Annotated in this window: 14 protein-coding genes; 1 reads left to right on the top strand and 13 read right to left on the bottom strand. The window is 55.7% G+C overall.

Annotated elements, in window-relative coordinates:
• Positions 1-2: 2 nt before the first annotated feature.
• From wcaI to CSK29544_RS12215, 13 genes are all read right to left on the bottom strand, one after another.
• Positions 3-1,226: a colanic acid biosynthesis fucosyltransferase WcaI gene (gene wcaI, locus CSK29544_RS12275; RefSeq protein ID WP_004386772.1), complete on the bottom strand. Its 1,224-nt coding sequence runs from the start codon at positions 1,224-1,226 to the stop codon at positions 3-5.
• Positions 1,223-1,702 carry a GDP-mannose mannosyl hydrolase gene (locus tag CSK29544_RS12270; RefSeq protein ID WP_004386770.1) on the bottom strand — a complete coding sequence of 160 codons (480 nt, stop codon included), beginning with the start codon at positions 1,700-1,702 and terminating at the stop codon, positions 1,223-1,225. The genes wcaI and CSK29544_RS12270 overlap by 4 nt, the downstream gene beginning before the upstream one ends.
• Positions 1,703-1,704: 2 nt before the next feature.
• Complete coding sequence (gene fcl, locus CSK29544_RS12265) at positions 1,705-2,670, bottom strand: GDP-L-fucose synthase (RefSeq protein ID WP_004386769.1); 966 nt, start codon at positions 2,668-2,670, stop codon at positions 1,705-1,707.
• A 2-nt stretch (positions 2,671-2,672) separates the two neighbouring features.
• Positions 2,673-3,794: a GDP-mannose 4,6-dehydratase gene (gmd, locus tag CSK29544_RS12260; RefSeq protein ID WP_004386768.1), complete on the bottom strand. Its 1,122-nt coding sequence runs from the start codon at positions 3,792-3,794 to the stop codon at positions 2,673-2,675.
• Between the two features lie 133 nt (positions 3,795-3,927).
• Entirely contained in the window at positions 3,928-4,476 is a 549-nt protein-coding gene (gene wcaF, locus CSK29544_RS12255) for a colanic acid biosynthesis acetyltransferase WcaF (protein WP_004386767.1), read from the bottom strand.
• 22 nt (positions 4,477-4,498) lie between these two features.
• Positions 4,499-5,251 (bottom strand): colanic acid biosynthesis glycosyltransferase WcaE, encoded by a 753-nt coding sequence (gene wcaE / locus CSK29544_RS12250; protein ID WP_007902939.1) that lies wholly within the window; start codon positions 5,249-5,251, stop codon positions 4,499-4,501.
• A gap of 14 nt (positions 5,252-5,265) precedes the next feature.
• Positions 5,266-6,486, bottom strand: coding sequence for a colanic acid polymerase WcaD (gene wcaD / locus CSK29544_RS12245; RefSeq protein WP_004386765.1), 1,221 nt, complete (start codon positions 6,484-6,486; stop codon positions 5,266-5,268).
• Positions 6,461-7,678 carry a colanic acid biosynthesis glycosyltransferase WcaC gene (gene wcaC / locus CSK29544_RS12240; protein ID WP_007902942.1) on the bottom strand — a complete coding sequence of 406 codons (1,218 nt, stop codon included), beginning with the start codon at positions 7,676-7,678 and terminating at the stop codon, positions 6,461-6,463. Before wcaC ends, wcaD begins: the two co-directional genes overlap by 26 nt.
• Positions 7,675-8,163, bottom strand: coding sequence for a colanic acid biosynthesis acetyltransferase WcaB (gene wcaB, locus CSK29544_RS12235; RefSeq protein WP_029039283.1), 489 nt, complete (start codon positions 8,161-8,163; stop codon positions 7,675-7,677). Before wcaB ends, wcaC begins: the two co-directional genes overlap by 4 nt.
• Before the next feature lie 2 nt (positions 8,164-8,165).
• Positions 8,166-9,011: a colanic acid biosynthesis glycosyltransferase WcaA gene (gene wcaA, locus CSK29544_RS12230; RefSeq protein WP_007699479.1), complete on the bottom strand. Its 846-nt coding sequence runs from the start codon at positions 9,009-9,011 to the stop codon at positions 8,166-8,168.
• Positions 9,012-9,200: 189 nt separating this feature from the next.
• Entirely contained in the window at positions 9,201-11,363 is a 2,163-nt protein-coding gene (gene wzc, locus CSK29544_RS12225) for a tyrosine-protein kinase Wzc (RefSeq protein WP_007902949.1), read from the bottom strand.
• A gap of 2 nt (positions 11,364-11,365) precedes the next feature.
• Positions 11,366-11,809: a low molecular weight protein-tyrosine-phosphatase Wzb gene (wzb, locus tag CSK29544_RS12220; protein ID WP_004386760.1), complete on the bottom strand. Its 444-nt coding sequence runs from the start codon at positions 11,807-11,809 to the stop codon at positions 11,366-11,368.
• Positions 11,810-11,814: 5 nt separating this feature from the next.
• Entirely contained in the window at positions 11,815-12,954 is a 1,140-nt protein-coding gene (locus CSK29544_RS12215) for a polysaccharide export protein (RefSeq protein ID WP_004386759.1), read from the bottom strand.
• 732 nt (positions 12,955-13,686) lie between these two features.
• Here CSK29544_RS12215 and CSK29544_RS12210 point away from each other — a divergent pair.
• Positions 13,687-15,276: a TerC family protein gene (locus CSK29544_RS12210; protein WP_007902955.1), complete on the top strand. Its 1,590-nt coding sequence runs from the start codon at positions 13,687-13,689 to the stop codon at positions 15,274-15,276.
• The last annotated feature ends 1 nt before the right edge of the window (position 15,277 follow it).

Raw genomic sequence — 15,277 nt, 5'->3', positions numbered from 1 at the left:
GCTTAACCCCGAATATCAGCGATAAATTGGCTTAACACGTTCTCTTTTTCGAGCGTGCGTTCGGCATATTCACGTGCCACCGTGTTGTCTTTGGGCAGCGCCAGCGCGCTGACGATGCCTTCTGCCAGCGCATCCACCGACTCTGGCTCTACGCAGACGGCGATGCCCGGCTCTTCAATACAGAGCTGTCCAAGTTCGGTGTCGGCCTCGGCGGTGATCACCGCGTTGCCGCCGACCGCCAGAATATTGGTGAGCTTGGAGGGCAGCACCGCGTCGGCCGCGCCGCGCTTCTGAATCACCAGATGGCAATCCGCCATCTTCAGCAGCGCCGGGAGCGCTTCATAAGGTTGCAGCGGGAAGAACTTCACGTTGGTCAGCCCCCGCTCTGCGACCATCTTCTCAAGGCGTGCTTTGCCACCGCCCTGACCGACAATCGCGAAAATCCACGGCTCGTTGGTGAACCGCGCCGCCACGTCGATGGCGTTCTCCAGCCCCTGTTTCTCCCCGATGTTGCCGGAATAGAGGATGATTTTTTTATCCGCCGGCAGGCCTAGCTGGCTGCGCAGCGCCTCAACCTCTTCGGCTTTCACCTCCCGGAACCGCGCCACTTCGGACCAGTTCGGGAAAAAGATCACGCGCTCAGGGGGAACCCCTTTTTCTTTGGCTTTGTTCATCATCGAGCGCGAAATGGTCGAGACGTTGTCGACGTTATGCAGACCGCTACGTTCAAAGCGGCTGGCGAGACGGGCGATTTTGCCCCCCTTGCCGCGGCCCGCCATGCCAAGGCCGAGCATGGCGTCCACTTCGTAATCCTGAATGTGCAACACGGTTTTGGCACCGGAGAGCTTCGCCAGCAGGCGCATGCCCGGCGTGCAAAACAGGGTTGGCACAACGCCGATGATGCGATCCGGCTTCCAGCGACGCTGGGCCAGCAGCGGGAAAAACGAACTCGCCGCAAAGCTGCCGAGATGGATCAGGCGTTTTAACGTAGAAGGCTGTTTCGGGACATAAAGCGGGCAGCGCCACACCGTGGCGGCACCCTGCTCTTTGCGCCAGCGCCAGGCGGAGTAGTTCTCTCCCACTTTCCAGGCCGGATAGTAAGGCGGTGCGGTAATCACCCGCACCTCATGGCCCTGACGGGCCATCCATTCCACCATCTCGCCGGTGTACTTACCGATACCGGTCAGCTCCGGCGAGTAGTTAATGCCGTAAACCAGGATTTTCATAAGCCCGGCACTCCGGCAAAACGTTCAGCCATGAAATAGGCGCGGCTGTTGTCGTGCACATCTTCACTGGCCACAATCGAGGCGGGCGACTGCCAGCGATAAGCTTCGTGCTGCTCTTTGGGCAGGTTGAGCTCATCCGCGTTTACGCGCAGGCGGAACCCCAGCACGATATAGTGGGTGGTGAAGTCGGTCCCGGAGAAGTTGTCGTCATAGAAGTGCTGCCAGACGCCGTAAAACTCTCCCTCCGGCATCGTAAAGCGTTTGCCAAGCTCCGCCTGCGTCAGACGTTCAAACGCCTGCGCCAGCGGCTCATCTTTCTGAACCCGACCGCCTGGCACGAACCAGAAGCCCTGCGCCGGACGATTGGTGCGATGACCGAGCAGGAACTCCCCCTGCTCGTTCTCGACAATCAGATCGATGGAGATAAGCGGCGTGGAGCGCACCACGGTGGCAAAATCTTCCTGACTTAAAAACATCCTTACCCCCGGAAACGATGCTGGTTTTCAAGGAACCACTGGTAAGTGCTGGCAAGGCCCGCCTCCAGTGAAATCTCGTGATACCAGCCCAGTGAGTGCAGACGAGTCACGTCGAGCAGTTTGCGCGGCGTACCGTCCGGTTTAGACGCGTCAAACACCACGCGGCCTTTGTAGCCCACCACTTTGGCGATGGTCTGCGCCAGCTCGCGGATAGTGCAATCCACGCCGGTGCCGACGTTGATGTGCGACAGCATCGGCTCGGTGTTCTCCTGCCACACCTCGCGATCCAGCTCCATCACGTGAATGCTGGCAGCGGCCATGTCATCCACATGCAGGAATTCACGCATCGGCGTACCGCTGCCCCACACCACCACGTCTGCGGCGTTTTCCTGGGTCGCTTCGTGGAAGCGGCGCAGCAGCGCCGGGATCACGTGCGAGTTGCTCGGGTGGAAGTTGTCGTTCGGCCCGTACAGGTTGGTTGGCATCACCGAGCGGTAATCGCGGTTGTGCTGGCGGTTGTAAGACTCGCACAGCTTAATGCCCGCGATTTTGGCGATGGCGTACGGCTCGTTGGTGGGCTCCAGCGTGCCCTGCAGCAGTTCGCTTTCCGCAATCGGCTGGTTCGCCAGCTTCGGATAGATACAGGACGATCCGAGGAACAACAGCTTGTTCACGTTGTTCAAATGAGCCGCGTGAATGATGTTGCTCTCAATCATCATATTTTCGTAGATGAAGTCCGCCGGGTAGGTGTTGTTGGCGACAATGCCGCCCACCTTCGCCGCCGCCAGGTAAACCTGATCCAGCGCGGCGTCCGCGAAGAACGCGTTCACCGCCGCGCTGTCCAGCAGGTTCAGCTCGTCACGCCCTTTGAGCACCAGCTCGACGTCGTCGCGCTGCTCAAGCTGGCGAACGATGGCCGACCCCACCATCCCGCGGTGGCCGGCCACAAAAATACGTTGCTTTTTCATGCTCAGGACTCCAGCGCGATGGCAACCTCGTAACCGTGAGATTTCAGCAGCGAGTGTTTCTTCGCGGCTTCGAGATCTTTCGCGACCATTTCAGAGACCATTTCCTGCAGAGTGATTTCCGGTTTCCAGCCCAGTTTTTCGTGTGCTTTGGTCGGGTCGCCCAGCAGGGTTTCCACTTCAGCAGGACGGAAGTAACGCGGATCAACCTGAACGATCACATCGCCCGGTTTCACACCCGGTGCGTCATGGCCGGTCACGGAAACCACGATGCCTTTCTCTTCCACGCCTTTGCCTTCAAAGCGCAGTTTGATACCCAGCTGTGCGGCCGCCATTTCAACGAACTGACGCACGGAGTACTGCACGCCGGTCGCGATAACGAAATCTTCCGGCTGTTCCTGCTGCAGCATCATCCACTGCATTTTCACGTAGTCTTTGGCATGGCCCCAGTCACGCAGGGAGTCCATGTTGCCCAGATGCAGGCAGGATTCCAGGCCCTGTGCGATGTTGGCGATAGCGCGGGTGATTTTGCGGGTCACGAAGGTTTCGCCGCGGCGCGGGGATTCGTGGTTGAACAGAATGCCGTTGCACGCGTACATGCCGTAGGATTCACGGTAGTTTACGGTGATCCAGTAAGCGTACAGTTTCGCGACCGCATACGGAGAGCGCGGGTAGAACGGGGTGGTTTCTTTCTGCGGGATTTCCTGCACCAGACCATACAGCTCAGAGGTGGATGCCTGATAGAAACGGGTTTTCTTCTCCAGACCTAGGAAGCGGATGGCTTCCAGCAGGCGCAGGGTGCCCATGGCGTCCACGTCTGCGGTGTATTCCGGGGATTCGAAGGAGACCGCTACGTGGCTCATCGCGCCCAGGTTGTACACTTCGTCCGGCTGCACTTCCTGCAGGATACGGGTCAGGTTGGAGGTATCGGTCAGGTCGCCATAGTGCAGGTGGAATTTCGGGTTGCTGCTGTGCGGATCCTGGTAGATATGGTCAACGCGCTCGGTATTGAAGGAAGACGCGCGGCGTTTGATACCGTGGACTTCATAACCTTTCTCAAGCAGAAACTCAGCCAGATAGGAGCCATCTTGTCCGGTTACGCCGGTAATGAGAGCAACTTTACTCATAATTTGTTTTTCCTCTGTTTAAATCGGACTTTGCCTGGCTCACCAGGCCGTTTATTAATTCAGGGATCAGTGTCCTGCTCCCCTTTCCCAAACCCTCTCGGCTTGAGAGGGGAAATCGGTGTGGCGTGAAGGGTTACTCCCCTTCCACCCGGTCGCGAACGATCTGCGCCGGATTGCCACGACAAATCTTGTTCGGCGGCAGCGTCTTAAACACGCTGCTGCGCGCGCCGACCACCGTGCCTGCGCCGATAGTGACGCCCGGTGCGACAAACACATCCGTCGCAAGCCAGGCCTTTTCGCCAATCACAATCGGCTCGGCGGTAATATCAAAATGCTTACTCATGTAGTCGTGGCTGCCGGTGCACAGGTAGCATTTCTGCGACACCACGGCGTTGGCGCCGATGGTGATATCCCCGAGCGTGTACAGCACCGCGTCATCCCCGACCCAGGCGTAATCGCCAATGGTTAATTTCCACGGGTAGGTAATTTGCACCGAAGGGCGAATTACCACGCCTTTGCCAATTCGCGCGCCAAATAACCGTAATAAAAAAGCTCGCCAGCGATATAATATTTGCGGAGACCAGGCAAACAGCGTCGCCTGAACCGCCCACCACAGTTGAACCTTAATAGGGTGCCCACCCCGGAAGCCTTTCGGCACCGAGAATCCGCTTAAATCCTGCATATGCTTTCCTTATGGCAAGGCTTTATGCTTTGTTATACAGCGCCTTAGCTTTTCCGGTCGTACGCATGCGTAATAAATAAGAAAGTTCTGTTAATATTCCAGGAACCCGTAATATGTTGCGCTGAACTTTTTTAGCGTCCTGACATAATTCCAGATTATTCGAGGTTGACACGCCGCCCATTGAAAATTCTGATACCAGTCCTTTCAGCTTTTTAAAGCCGTAGCCTGATTTATACATTTTGGCGGTTAACGCGTAATCGGATGAGACTTTATATTGCAGATCGTAGGGGTACTTTTTAAGCCCGGAAACCGGGAAGAAAATGGCCTGATGGCTGGCCGGCAGGCTGTGGTAAATATACCAGCCGCTTTTCGCGCTGCGGCGAATTTTATTGCCATCGCCGAAATCAAGCAGCGCGTCGCCAATATACATGGCGTTTTCATTTGCCGGTGCGGCAGCCAGCTGGCGCGCCACGTCAGCGACGCCCGGGTGAAATACGTCGCCGGAATTCAGAAAAATCGCAAAGCGACCGTGGGCCATTTCAATGCCTTTATTCATTGCATCATAAATGCCGTTATCTTTTTCGCTGACGAAGCGCAGGTTGTACTGACCGTTGAGATCTTCCAGGAACTGCGCGGTGCCGTCGTTAGAGCCGCCGTCCACGACAATCCATTCAAACTCGATCTCACGAGCCTGCGCCAGGTGGGCCAGGGACTGCCAGGTCTTCACCACCCCTTCGTAATTGCGCCAGGCGACAGTAATTACACTTAAAAGCATCCGGGCCTACCTCATCAGGAATCTGTAATGTTTAACGCTTTACGCAGAATAAACGGACAAACAATTAAGAACGCATATTCCGGGCTAAAAATCGAACCGGTAAAAAACAGGGATACAGGTGTAAATAACCACAGCTGTACACGAAAATTCTGATTATTACCAAATGCGTTAATCATCATTTTCCCGACCCTGAACATATACCAGCCGGTGAGTAACACTGCGAACCATGAAAAATAAATGATTAGCAGGTAGAGCCCATTGTCTATTGTTTTTCCGACGTCCGCACCGTTAAAAATTCCGAATGATGCGACATATTCGTAAAGCGAACCAAAACGCACTACACCATCGATATTCGTCAGCGAATATCCCACCATCACCAGCGGGCCGATGATGCGATAATAGGATGACGAACCCTCTGTGCCTAAATCACCGATACGCTCCGCGATATACGGGAAGGCGAACACCACGCCCACGATAAAGACAGCCAGGGAAATAATTGCCAGCGGCAACTTTTTACGAATCGCGTTTTTATTAAGATACTGAAACGCCCACTCAAGCAAATAAAACAGGATAAATGTCATCACGCCCGAAAACGAACCCGATAAGACTATCCCTAAAAGAATCATACCATCGGTTTTTGGGGTTTTGATACCAAACTGTTTGATGCTGAGCCAAATTGAGATTAATGCCAGAGCGAAGAACGCTGGCTCGAAATACATCGCCGTGGTGCGCTTGCCGCCAAACTTAATGAAATTGAGTACATAGCTGTTGCTGTAGATGAGGAACTTCGAGATGTTCTCCATCAGACTACTGCCGCCGGTCAGGATAATCTGCGCCATTTCCAGCGCCGCCAGCGTGACGATAAAGCCCACCACCAGGTAGAACAGCCGCAGAATTTTGCGGTAGTTACGCGGCGAGATGGTCTTGAAGCGAATGCTCCATGTCATCCCGATGATGATAACGATGTAGAGAAACAGCATCGTCGAGGTGACATATTTACTGGCGTCGAGCGACTTACCAAACACGTAGTTAAAGAGCGTCAGGCCAGCGCCGATCCCGAGCGCGATCATCAGCTTCTTCAGGTTGATTTTGTCGACGAACAGCAGCAGCAGCACCGGCAAAAACGTCACAATCGTAATCGGGAAACTCTCGCCGAGCTGCGCCAGTTTGACGTTCACCACCAGATAGATAAACGGCAGCAGCAGATAGCTACAGATTCTGATAGAACGAGACATATTCCTCCAGCATCTGTTGGCCGCTGTACGCTTCCCGGCTACGTGCCCGGAAGGCCTCAAGCGTGGTGCCGAAAACCGCCTCGGCGATCTGCGCTTTACCGCGCTGCGCCAGCTGCAGCGCTTCACTTTCATCGACCGTTTTACCGCCCGATTTATTGAGCACTTCCTGCGCCGCCTCGCTGTGCGTGGCGATGACCGGCACACCGATGGAGAGCGCTTCGCACAAAATCAGCGGGTAGTTATCAACGCGCGACGTAAAGAGCAGCGCGTCCATCTGATTCAGCTCATTCATCAACTTGCGTTTGTCGGTCAGAAAGCCGTGGTTAACCACATTGGCGCCTTCAAACGGCGAGAACTTGCCGAAGGTGTGGACTTCCACTTTATCACCAAGCGCTACCAGATCGCGCACCAGGCGCTGATTGGTTTTGCCGTCGTAACGCAGATCGTGCGCCACCACCGCGATTTTCGGCGCGCCGGTGCCCGGCGGCATCAGCGGCAGTTCGGCGAGAATGGCTTCTGTCGCCACATCGATGCCGTTATTGATAATTTTGCAGCGCCCTGCCCCGTAGAGGCTGTTAAAGGCGTCGGCCACATGCTGGCTTGGCGAAATAAAGTGGCAGCCGAGCGCCAGCATGTCGCGAAAACGCTGGCGTTTGTTATCGACCAGGCTGTGTGCGCGGTCGATTTTCACCGGCGGATAGTTATCGAGCGTCGGGCACTTCTGGCAGCCGGTTTTCCAGCCTTCGCACCCGTCGAGAAACGCGCAGCGGCCGGTGACGCTCCAGTGATCGTGCAGCGTCCAGACGAAAGTGACATCGCGCTTATGCGCTTTCAGCTTCTGGCAGAACGCCACGACCTTATCGAGATTCAGCCAGTAGCTATGTAATACATGAAAGTGCAGCACCACCGGCCCGTCGGTGCGGGTAATGCGGCGATAAAGGCTGTCGAGCGAGCCAAAGAGATCCTGGTTGACGAAACGGAACAGCGCGATATTGGCGATCGAGGTCAGTCGCGGCGTATGTTTTTCCACTTCCGGGAAGTTGTCGTGACTGACGCTCTTTTTGCCGCCCTTGCCGTAGCCGTAAATAAAACGGGAGCGCATCCCTTTTTGCAGGGCGCGCTGGTGAAGATCCAGCGCCACGCCTGCCGCGCCGCCTTCTGCGAGGCGGACATTAAATTGTAATATGTTCATTTAATTACCTTCACCCGCGCTTTTTCGCCGACCACCAGCGCATTGTCCGGAATGCTGTCCAGCACCACGCTGCCTGCGCCTACCGTGACGTTATTGCCGATGGTGATATCGCCAATGATCACTACGTTCGCCCCAAGCTCCACGCCGTTACCGATAACCGGGCAGGCGAGATTGTCCGCGCCGCGGTTGCCGATGGTGACGCCGTGACGAATGGTGAAATCATCGCCCGCCACCACGTTTTTATTGATAACGACGGCGTAGCCGTGGTGAATAGTGAAGCGGCGGCCAATGGTGGCGGCGGCCTGAATTTCATACCCGAAGAGACACTCGGTAAAAAAGCGGTAGAGCAGCAGCACGGGCGCTGCCCACAGGTTGTTAAGCACGTTTTTTTTGCGCCACACCGAGCAGAAGTGCGCGATGCGATAGGCGACCACCATGCAGCAGGGGCGCAGGTTCCATGAATTCGCGCGCAGATCCTCAAGCAGCATTATTTCCCCCGCAGGCTGTCAGCCAGACGTTTGGTATTACGCACCGACAAAAGCGTCAGCAGCGTGCGCCAGTTCATGCGTTTATTACGGATCTGATAGAGCGTAAAGAGCTGATACTTTTTGCTGGCGCGGTCGAATTTATCTTTATGTTTGCGGTAGAAGTGGAAATACCCGGCAAACTTCTTCGCCGATTTGGTTATCTGCATTTCGCCGTGGTTGATATGCAGAATTTGCGTCGCGTCTTCCACTTTCCACGGCTCGCCGTAGGTCACGACCATACGCAGAAACATGTCGTAGTCCTGCGCGGCGGCGAGCTCGTTATCAAACAGCGACTCTTTGAAACGCCATGCCCAGGTGAACACCTGATTGCCGACGATGTTGCGCTTAAAGAACAGCTTCAGCGACCACGGCGATTTCGGGTAGAGCGGCAGGCTGGTCGGCTGAGAGTAGACCTGGCCTTCGCACAGATAGTCGTTGGCGTAGAGAAACGCGTGCTGATTGAGCTTCTCTTTATGCGCCAGGAAAACGGACAGACGGTTCGGCATCCATTCGTCGTCATCGTCGATGCCGGTAATGAAATCGCCCTTCGCCTGCAAAATGGCCTGGTTGCGCACCGCGCACGCGCCGGAGTTAAAGTCGTTACGCGTGTAGCTGACGCGCGGATCGTTAAGCGCCAGAACAAAGTTTTGCAGCTGCTCCCAGTTGCTGGAACAGTCATCGACAATGATAAGTTCCCAGTTGTCGTAGTCCTGGCGCAGCACGGAATTGATCGCCCGGATAGCCAGTTGCTGGCGATTCCACGTCGGCATGTAAACAGAGACTAAGGGGCGCGCGGTGCTGGTCATTGTGGTTTCTCCGAATGCTTAATGGATGTTATGCACGTTGCCGCAAGGGCGTAGCCGCATAAGGCTGCGCCGTGTTCGTTGCCCTCACCCCCGCCCTCCTCCGCTTTAAAGAGGAAGAAAATAAGCCTGCCGTTTGGGGTTGCTTACCCTCCCGCAGGAAGCGGGAGGGCGGAGTGAGGCGTGACGCCGCTACTTGTGGTCCGATTTGTACTCGTACTCGTAGTAGCCGTAGTCCTGATAGCCGGAAGCGCGACGGAAGATGGAGTTGAGGATAACGCCCTTCACCTGGATGCCGTTCTGCTCGAAGCGGCTCAGGCTGGTCTGCACTTCTTTCAGGGTGTTGACCGCATAGCGCGCGACCATCAGCGTGGTGCCTGCGTGGCGGCCTACCACGGCGGCATCGGTCACGGCCAGAATCGGCGGCGTATCGATAAGCACCATGTCGTAGTTGGCACTCGCCCATTTCACAAGTTCCGCAAAACGTTCGCTCATCAGCAGTTCCGACGGGTTCGGCGGCACCTGACCACGCGGCACGAGATCGAAGCCCGGCACAGAGGTTTTCTGCGCGCAGCGGCTGATATCGCCCTGGCCTGCCAGTACATCAGAGAGCCCGTTCACATTGGTGGTGCCGAGCAGCTCATGGGTGTAGCCCTTACGCATATCGCAGTTGATAAGCAACACGCGCTTGTGCGTCTGGCTGATGACCGCCGCCAGGTTGGCGCAGACAAACGTTTTACCGATTGACGGGCTCACACCGGTCAGCATCAGCACATTGTTTGGTGCCTGCATCATGGCGAAGTGCAGACTGGTGCGCAGGCTGCGAATCGCCTCGATGGCGAGGTCGGTCGGGTTACCCACCGCCAGCAGCTGACTCTGTTTAAAGCGTTTCACGCCTTTAACGGTTTTCACGCTGTCGCGCGATTTCTGCCACTCAGAAAGCGGGATGCTGGCGTACACGTTGATACCGGCTTCTTCCAGCGCCAGCGGGCTTTCGATACCGCGGTTAAACAGCGAGCGCAGCAGCACAATTACGATGGAGAGCAGCAGGCCGAGAATAATGCTGCCAAGCACGATCAGCGCTTTCTTCGGCTTCACCACGCCCGGTTGCGTAATCGCCGGGTCGACGATGCGCACATCGCCCACGGTGCTCGCCTCGGTGATTTTCAGCTCCTGCTGTTTGTTCAGCAGTTGCATATACACCTGCTGGCCCGATTCCACATCACGGGTCAGACGGACGATTTCCTGCTGGGTTTTCGGCATCGCGGTGACGCGGTTATTCAGCTTCGCTTTTTCATCTTCCAGCGCTTTACGTTTTTCGAGCAGCGTGCGGTACGCCGGGTGCGCCTTGGTATAGAGCTTGGAGATTTCCGCCTCTTTGAACGTCAGCTCATTAAGCTGGGCGTCAATGTTCACCATAGAATCCAGCACCGCTTTGGCCTCCAGCGGCAGGTCTACCGAATCCTGCTGCTGGCGATACGCGTTGAGCTTGTTCTCAGCGACGTCCAGATTCGCGCGCACTTCCGGAAGCTGTTTCGCGAGGAACGCCAGGCTTTTGGCCGCTTCTTCCGATTTACGCTCGATATTCTGCTCAAGGTAGTTGCGGGTGATGCTGTTAAGAATATCGCGGATCTGATCGCGATCTTCGCCCATATAAGTGAGGCTCAGCACGCCGGTGTCTTTCCCCGTTTCGGTGACCGTCAGGTTGTTTTGCAACTGATTGATCATGCCGAGCGTGGAGTATTTGGTGACGGTAAACTCGCTGCCTTCCTGCGCGTGGATCTCGCTCACCACCATTTTCACGCCGTCTTTGCTCAGCGGTTTACCCACTTTACCGCGGGCGCTAAAGCCGCCGCTGCTGGTGAGCTGATACTGTTTCGGGCCTGTTACCTCGACCGTGAACTCATCATTCGCCATGCCTTTTGGCAGGTCGAACGTGGTCACTTTAAGCGTCTCGTCGGCGCGTCCCATCAGACGCTCCCAGCCTGCGCCAAACAGCGGGAAAGTCTTTTTCTGAACGGCGATATCGAGATCAAGATCGTCCACGGTTTTGCCGAGCACCAGACGAGACTGGATCAGCTGAATTTCCGCATCCGATGCGGGTGGTTTGTTTTGCAGCGCCGTGCTGATGTCTTGCACCAGCGAGTTGCCCTGATTCTGCTCTATCTGCACCAGCGCGTCGGCGCTGTAGATGGGAGTGGCGAACATGACATAAATCAGCGCGCCCAGCGCAAACAGCGCCGTAATGCCAAGCACCCACCAGCGCGCTTCCACTACGGTGCCGACCAGGCGTCCGATATCTATCTCGTCACCGCCCTCCACCGGGGCGGCAGAATGTCTCACTTTTTCAGTCATCGTTATCCCTGCTGCGTTTTCAGTGCCTGCGCCCACTGGCGGGCAGAGTGATCCAGAAGTCCGTAAACCGCTTCAAAGGCGTCCCGGCTCTTACGATACGGGTCGGGAATATCGCGCTGGTCGTCCCAGTGACCGAACAGCATCACTTTGCCGCGCATCTCCGGCGCCATTTCGCAAATCGAGGCGACATGGCGCTTTTCCATCGCGAGGATTAAGTCATAGTCGCGGCACATGGCGCTGGTTATCTGGCGGGCCTCATGGCCCTCCAGTGAGAGGTCATGTGCGGCCGCCACGCTGACTGCGCTGGCGTCCGCGCCCTTCCCGACCAGCGCGCCAAGCCCGGCGGACGCGACCGTCACGTCCGGCAGGTAGCGCTTAAGCAGCCGCTCCGCCGTGGGGGAACGGCAGATGTTCCCCACGCAAACCACAAGTATTTTGTTGAACATAGGCATTACCACTTGTGAATGTCGTTAGCCGTATCCGTCATATAACGGACGCCACTGATGGTCGGCAGCAACTGGTTGATAAGACGGTTCCAGCGCGCCACCGGTGCGGTGGTGACATAGACCACGTCATACGGTTGCAGACGGAATTCCGTCGCCATAATGAGCGACGTCGCGTCAGACATATCAAGCTGGTAAATGTTGGCAATCTTGCCGCCGCGCTGGTTGTCGCCGCGCAGAGGACGGATAACGAAGATGCCGCTCGCGTTAGACGTCGTCAGATCGATGCCTTCGGCCTGGCCGAGCGCTTCGGTCAGCGTCATACCGCTGAAGTCCATTTTGAGCGTGCTCTGTTTCTTCACTTCGCCCATCACGAAGACTTTCAGATCGTCGTTACGTGGGACGAATAAGATGTCGCCCGGATAGAGCAGATGGTTCTGGCTCAAATCGCCGTTCTGCATCAGCGCCTGCAGGGAGATGCGGCGCTCCTGACCATTATGGGTCAGCACGACGTTGCGCCAGTCGGCGGCGTCTGTCAGGCCGCCCGCGGCGTTGATGGCGTCCAGCACAGTCAGCGGCACGTTGGTAATGGCCTGCTGGCCCGATTTCGCCACCTGGCCTGAGATATAGGCTTTCTGCGAGCGGAATGCGGCGATATTAACGTCCACCTGCGGGTCAGCGATGTACTGCGCTAAACGGCCGGTAATATCGCTGCGGATTTCAGCGAGCGTTTTGCCTGCCACGTGGACTTTACCAATGTAGGGATAGAACATGGTGCCGTCCGGCTGGACCCAGTTACCGGTGTCGCTTGAACTACGGTACTGGCCCGCAGGCGTGGTGAGTTCCGGGTGATCCCAGACGGTGACGTTCAGTACGTCGCCCGGCCCTACGCGATACTGGTAGTTGGCAATCTCCTGGTCGAGAGACATATTCGGCTGGGCCACATTCGGACGAGGACGTAATTGTTCTACCAGTCGCGGCGTCAGCGGATATACGTTCACCATCCGGTCAAGATCAAAGTCTGCATCCTGTTGCTTGATCACGTCCTTTCCCATCGTTGACATATTGCTGCCGGGAAAAACAGTGCAACCGCTCATCAAGGTTACAGACACCAATAAAGGCATCAATTTCAGTCTGGATTTCATCATTGAATTTTTATCACTTTGGCAGAGTAATTATTCTGACCCTTTAAATAAGCCACCGTACCGCTTGTTCCTGCATCAAGAATGCGGCGTCAGGCGCCAGAATATAACTGGAATCATTCCTAAAAGTCGCTTATTTACCCATATACTATTGACAGAATAATTGAGGCTAATTGACAGACTTCAGGCACGCTACCGCCCTTGGCTTTCAGTTACCAATCTACTGCAAAAACAGACGGTTATATTGACACACCCCTGTGAAGCCTCTTCCAATTGGATTTATCTTATTGAAAGAGACGGTTCATTACGCTGGCGCACTGCTCATCCAGAACGCACAAAGATAAATCCTTGTGTGCCGGTGGGAATAAGAAATGCTGAATGGATTGTTGCAGCTAAAGTTTTACCAGGCAAGTTAACGCACCGTTGCAGTGCTGTTTTTAAGAATAATATGAACGCCCCATTTTATTACTTTTAGGATTTTCTTCATGTTGACAGGCAGGGGCAGTTAAACTACGCAGACATTATAATTAAGAAATATCCGGGTAATATTATTATTTCATTCTTTTTCATTATGACCAGAATATGGCATCTGGCTATTAATTAGCATTTATTTGCCATTTTTGGTTAATTTCCCGCCACACTACATCGTTAAGATAATTCTGCCTCGCGTTGCATTTTAAGCGCGACTTATCCAGGATCATCAGACTGCTATTTATCTTAAAAGGTAACTGACCTCATATGGAATGGATTGCCGACCCCTCTATCTGGGCAGGTCTGGCCACGCTGATTGTGCTGGAGCTTGTGCTCGGAATCGACAACCTGGTGTTTATCGCCATCCTTGCTGAAAAACTGCCCCCCGCCCAGCGCGACCGCGCGCGCGTCACCGGTCTGATACTGGCGATGATAATGCGACTCGGCCTGCTGGCCTCGGTGTCGTGGCTGGTAACGCTCACTACGCCGCTGCTGACAATAAAAAGCTTCAGCTTCAGCGCACGCGATTTAATTATGCTGCTGGGCGGCCTGTTCCTACTGTTTAAGGCGACCGTCGAACTTAACGAGCGGCTTGAAGGCAAAGATACCGAAAACCCGACGCAGCGGCGCGGTGCCCGCTTCTGGGCGGTGGTGGCGCAGATTGTCATCCTTGATGCCGTATTCTCGCTCGATTCGGTGATTACCGCCGTCGGCATGGTGGATCACCTGGCGGTGATGATGGCGGCGGTGATTATCGCCGTCTCCCTGATGCTGCTGGCGAGCAAGGCGCTGACGCGCTTTGTGAACAATCACCCGACGATTGTGATTCTCTGTCTCAGCTTCCTGCTGATGATTGGCTTTAGCCTGATAGCCGACGGCTTCGGCTTTCATATTCCGAAAGGCTATCTCTACGCGGCGATTGGCTTTTCCATCATTATTGAAGCGCTCAACCAGCTCGCGATTTTCAACCGCCGTCGTTTTCTCTCCACCGCCAACCAGACGCTGCGCCAGCGCACCACGGAAGCGGTGATGCGCCTTATCAGCGGCAAGAAAGAAGACGCCGATCTCGACCCGCAGACGGCGTCACTGATTGCCGATTACGACAACCATCCGCTGTTTAACCGTCAGGAACAGCTGATGATTGAGCGCGTACTGAACCTTAACCAGCGTACCGTCAGCAGTATTATGACCTCCCGCCATGACGTCGAGCATATCCACATCAACGCCCCCGAGGCGCAGGTGCGCGCGCTGCTGGAGCGTAATCAGCACACCCGCGTGGTGATCCGCAGCGACGAGGATGAAGACGATCTGCTTGGCGTGGTGCACATCATCGACCTGCTGCAACAGTCGCTGCGCGGCGAGCCGCTGGATCTGCGCGTGCTGGTGCGCCAGCCGCTGGTCTTCCCGGAAGGGCTGCCGCTTTTAAAAGCACTGGAGCAGTTCCGCAACGCCCGTACTCACTTCGCGTTTGTGGTCGATGAATTTGGCTCGGTGGAAGGCGTGGTGACGTTAAGCGACGTGATGGAAACCATCGCCGGTAATCTGCCGAACGAAGTGGAAGAGATTGACGCGCGCCACGACATCCAGAAAAACGCCGACGGCAGCTGGACCGCCAACGGCCATATGCCGCTGGAGGATCTGGTTCAGTATGTGCCGCTGCCGCTGGATGAGAAGCGCGAATACCATACGCTCGCGGGGCTGATGATGGAGTATCTGCAACACATTCCGGGCGTGGGCGAGACGCTTCAGGTGGGACATTACCAGTTAAAAACGCTGGAAGTGGAACACCACCGCATCCAGAAGGTGCAGATAACCTCGCAGACCGCGCCGCAGGAACTGTCGCCCGGCGCGGCGTAAC

It is taken from the genome of Cronobacter sakazakii (assembly GCF_000982825.1).
In the GTDB taxonomy this organism is placed as follows: Bacteria; Pseudomonadota; Gammaproteobacteria; order Enterobacterales; family Enterobacteriaceae; genus Cronobacter; species Cronobacter sakazakii.
This window is presented reverse-complemented; position numbering and strand designations above follow the sequence as displayed.

Excerpts from the sequence above, each read along its gene's own strand:
- wcaI (WP_004386772.1), bottom strand. The coding sequence starts at position 1,226 with ATGAAAATCCTGGTTTACGGCATTAACTACTCGCCGGAGCTGACCGGT.
- CSK29544_RS12270 (WP_004386770.1), bottom strand. The coding sequence starts at position 1,702 with ATGTTTTTAAGTCAGGAAGATTTTGCCACCGTGGTGCGCTCCACGCCG.
- fcl (WP_004386769.1), bottom strand. The coding sequence starts at position 2,670 with ATGAAAAAGCAACGTATTTTTGTGGCCGGCCACCGCGGGATGGTGGGG.
- gmd (WP_004386768.1), bottom strand. The coding sequence starts at position 3,794 with ATGAGTAAAGTTGCTCTCATTACCGGCGTAACCGGACAAGATGGCTCC.
- wcaF (WP_004386767.1), bottom strand. The coding sequence starts at position 4,476 with ATGCAGGATTTAAGCGGATTCTCGGTGCCGAAAGGCTTCCGGGGTGGG.
- wcaE (WP_007902939.1), bottom strand. The coding sequence starts at position 5,251 with ATGCTTTTAAGTGTAATTACTGTCGCCTGGCGCAATTACGAAGGGGTG.
- wcaD (WP_004386765.1), bottom strand. The coding sequence starts at position 6,486 with ATGTCTCGTTCTATCAGAATCTGTAGCTATCTGCTGCTGCCGTTTATC.
- wcaC (WP_007902942.1), bottom strand. The coding sequence starts at position 7,678 with ATGAACATATTACAATTTAATGTCCGCCTCGCAGAAGGCGGCGCGGCA.
- wcaA (WP_007699479.1), bottom strand. The coding sequence starts at position 9,011 with ATGACCAGCACCGCGCGCCCCTTAGTCTCTGTTTACATGCCGACGTGG.
- wzc (WP_007902949.1), bottom strand. The coding sequence starts at position 11,363 with ATGACTGAAAAAGTGAGACATTCTGCCGCCCCGGTGGAGGGCGGTGAC.
- wzb (WP_004386760.1), bottom strand. The coding sequence starts at position 11,809 with ATGTTCAACAAAATACTTGTGGTTTGCGTGGGGAACATCTGCCGTTCC.
- CSK29544_RS12215 (WP_004386759.1), bottom strand. The coding sequence starts at position 12,954 with ATGATGAAATCCAGACTGAAATTGATGCCTTTATTGGTGTCTGTAACC.
- CSK29544_RS12210 (WP_007902955.1), top strand. The coding sequence starts at position 13,687 with ATGGAATGGATTGCCGACCCCTCTATCTGGGCAGGTCTGGCCACGCTG.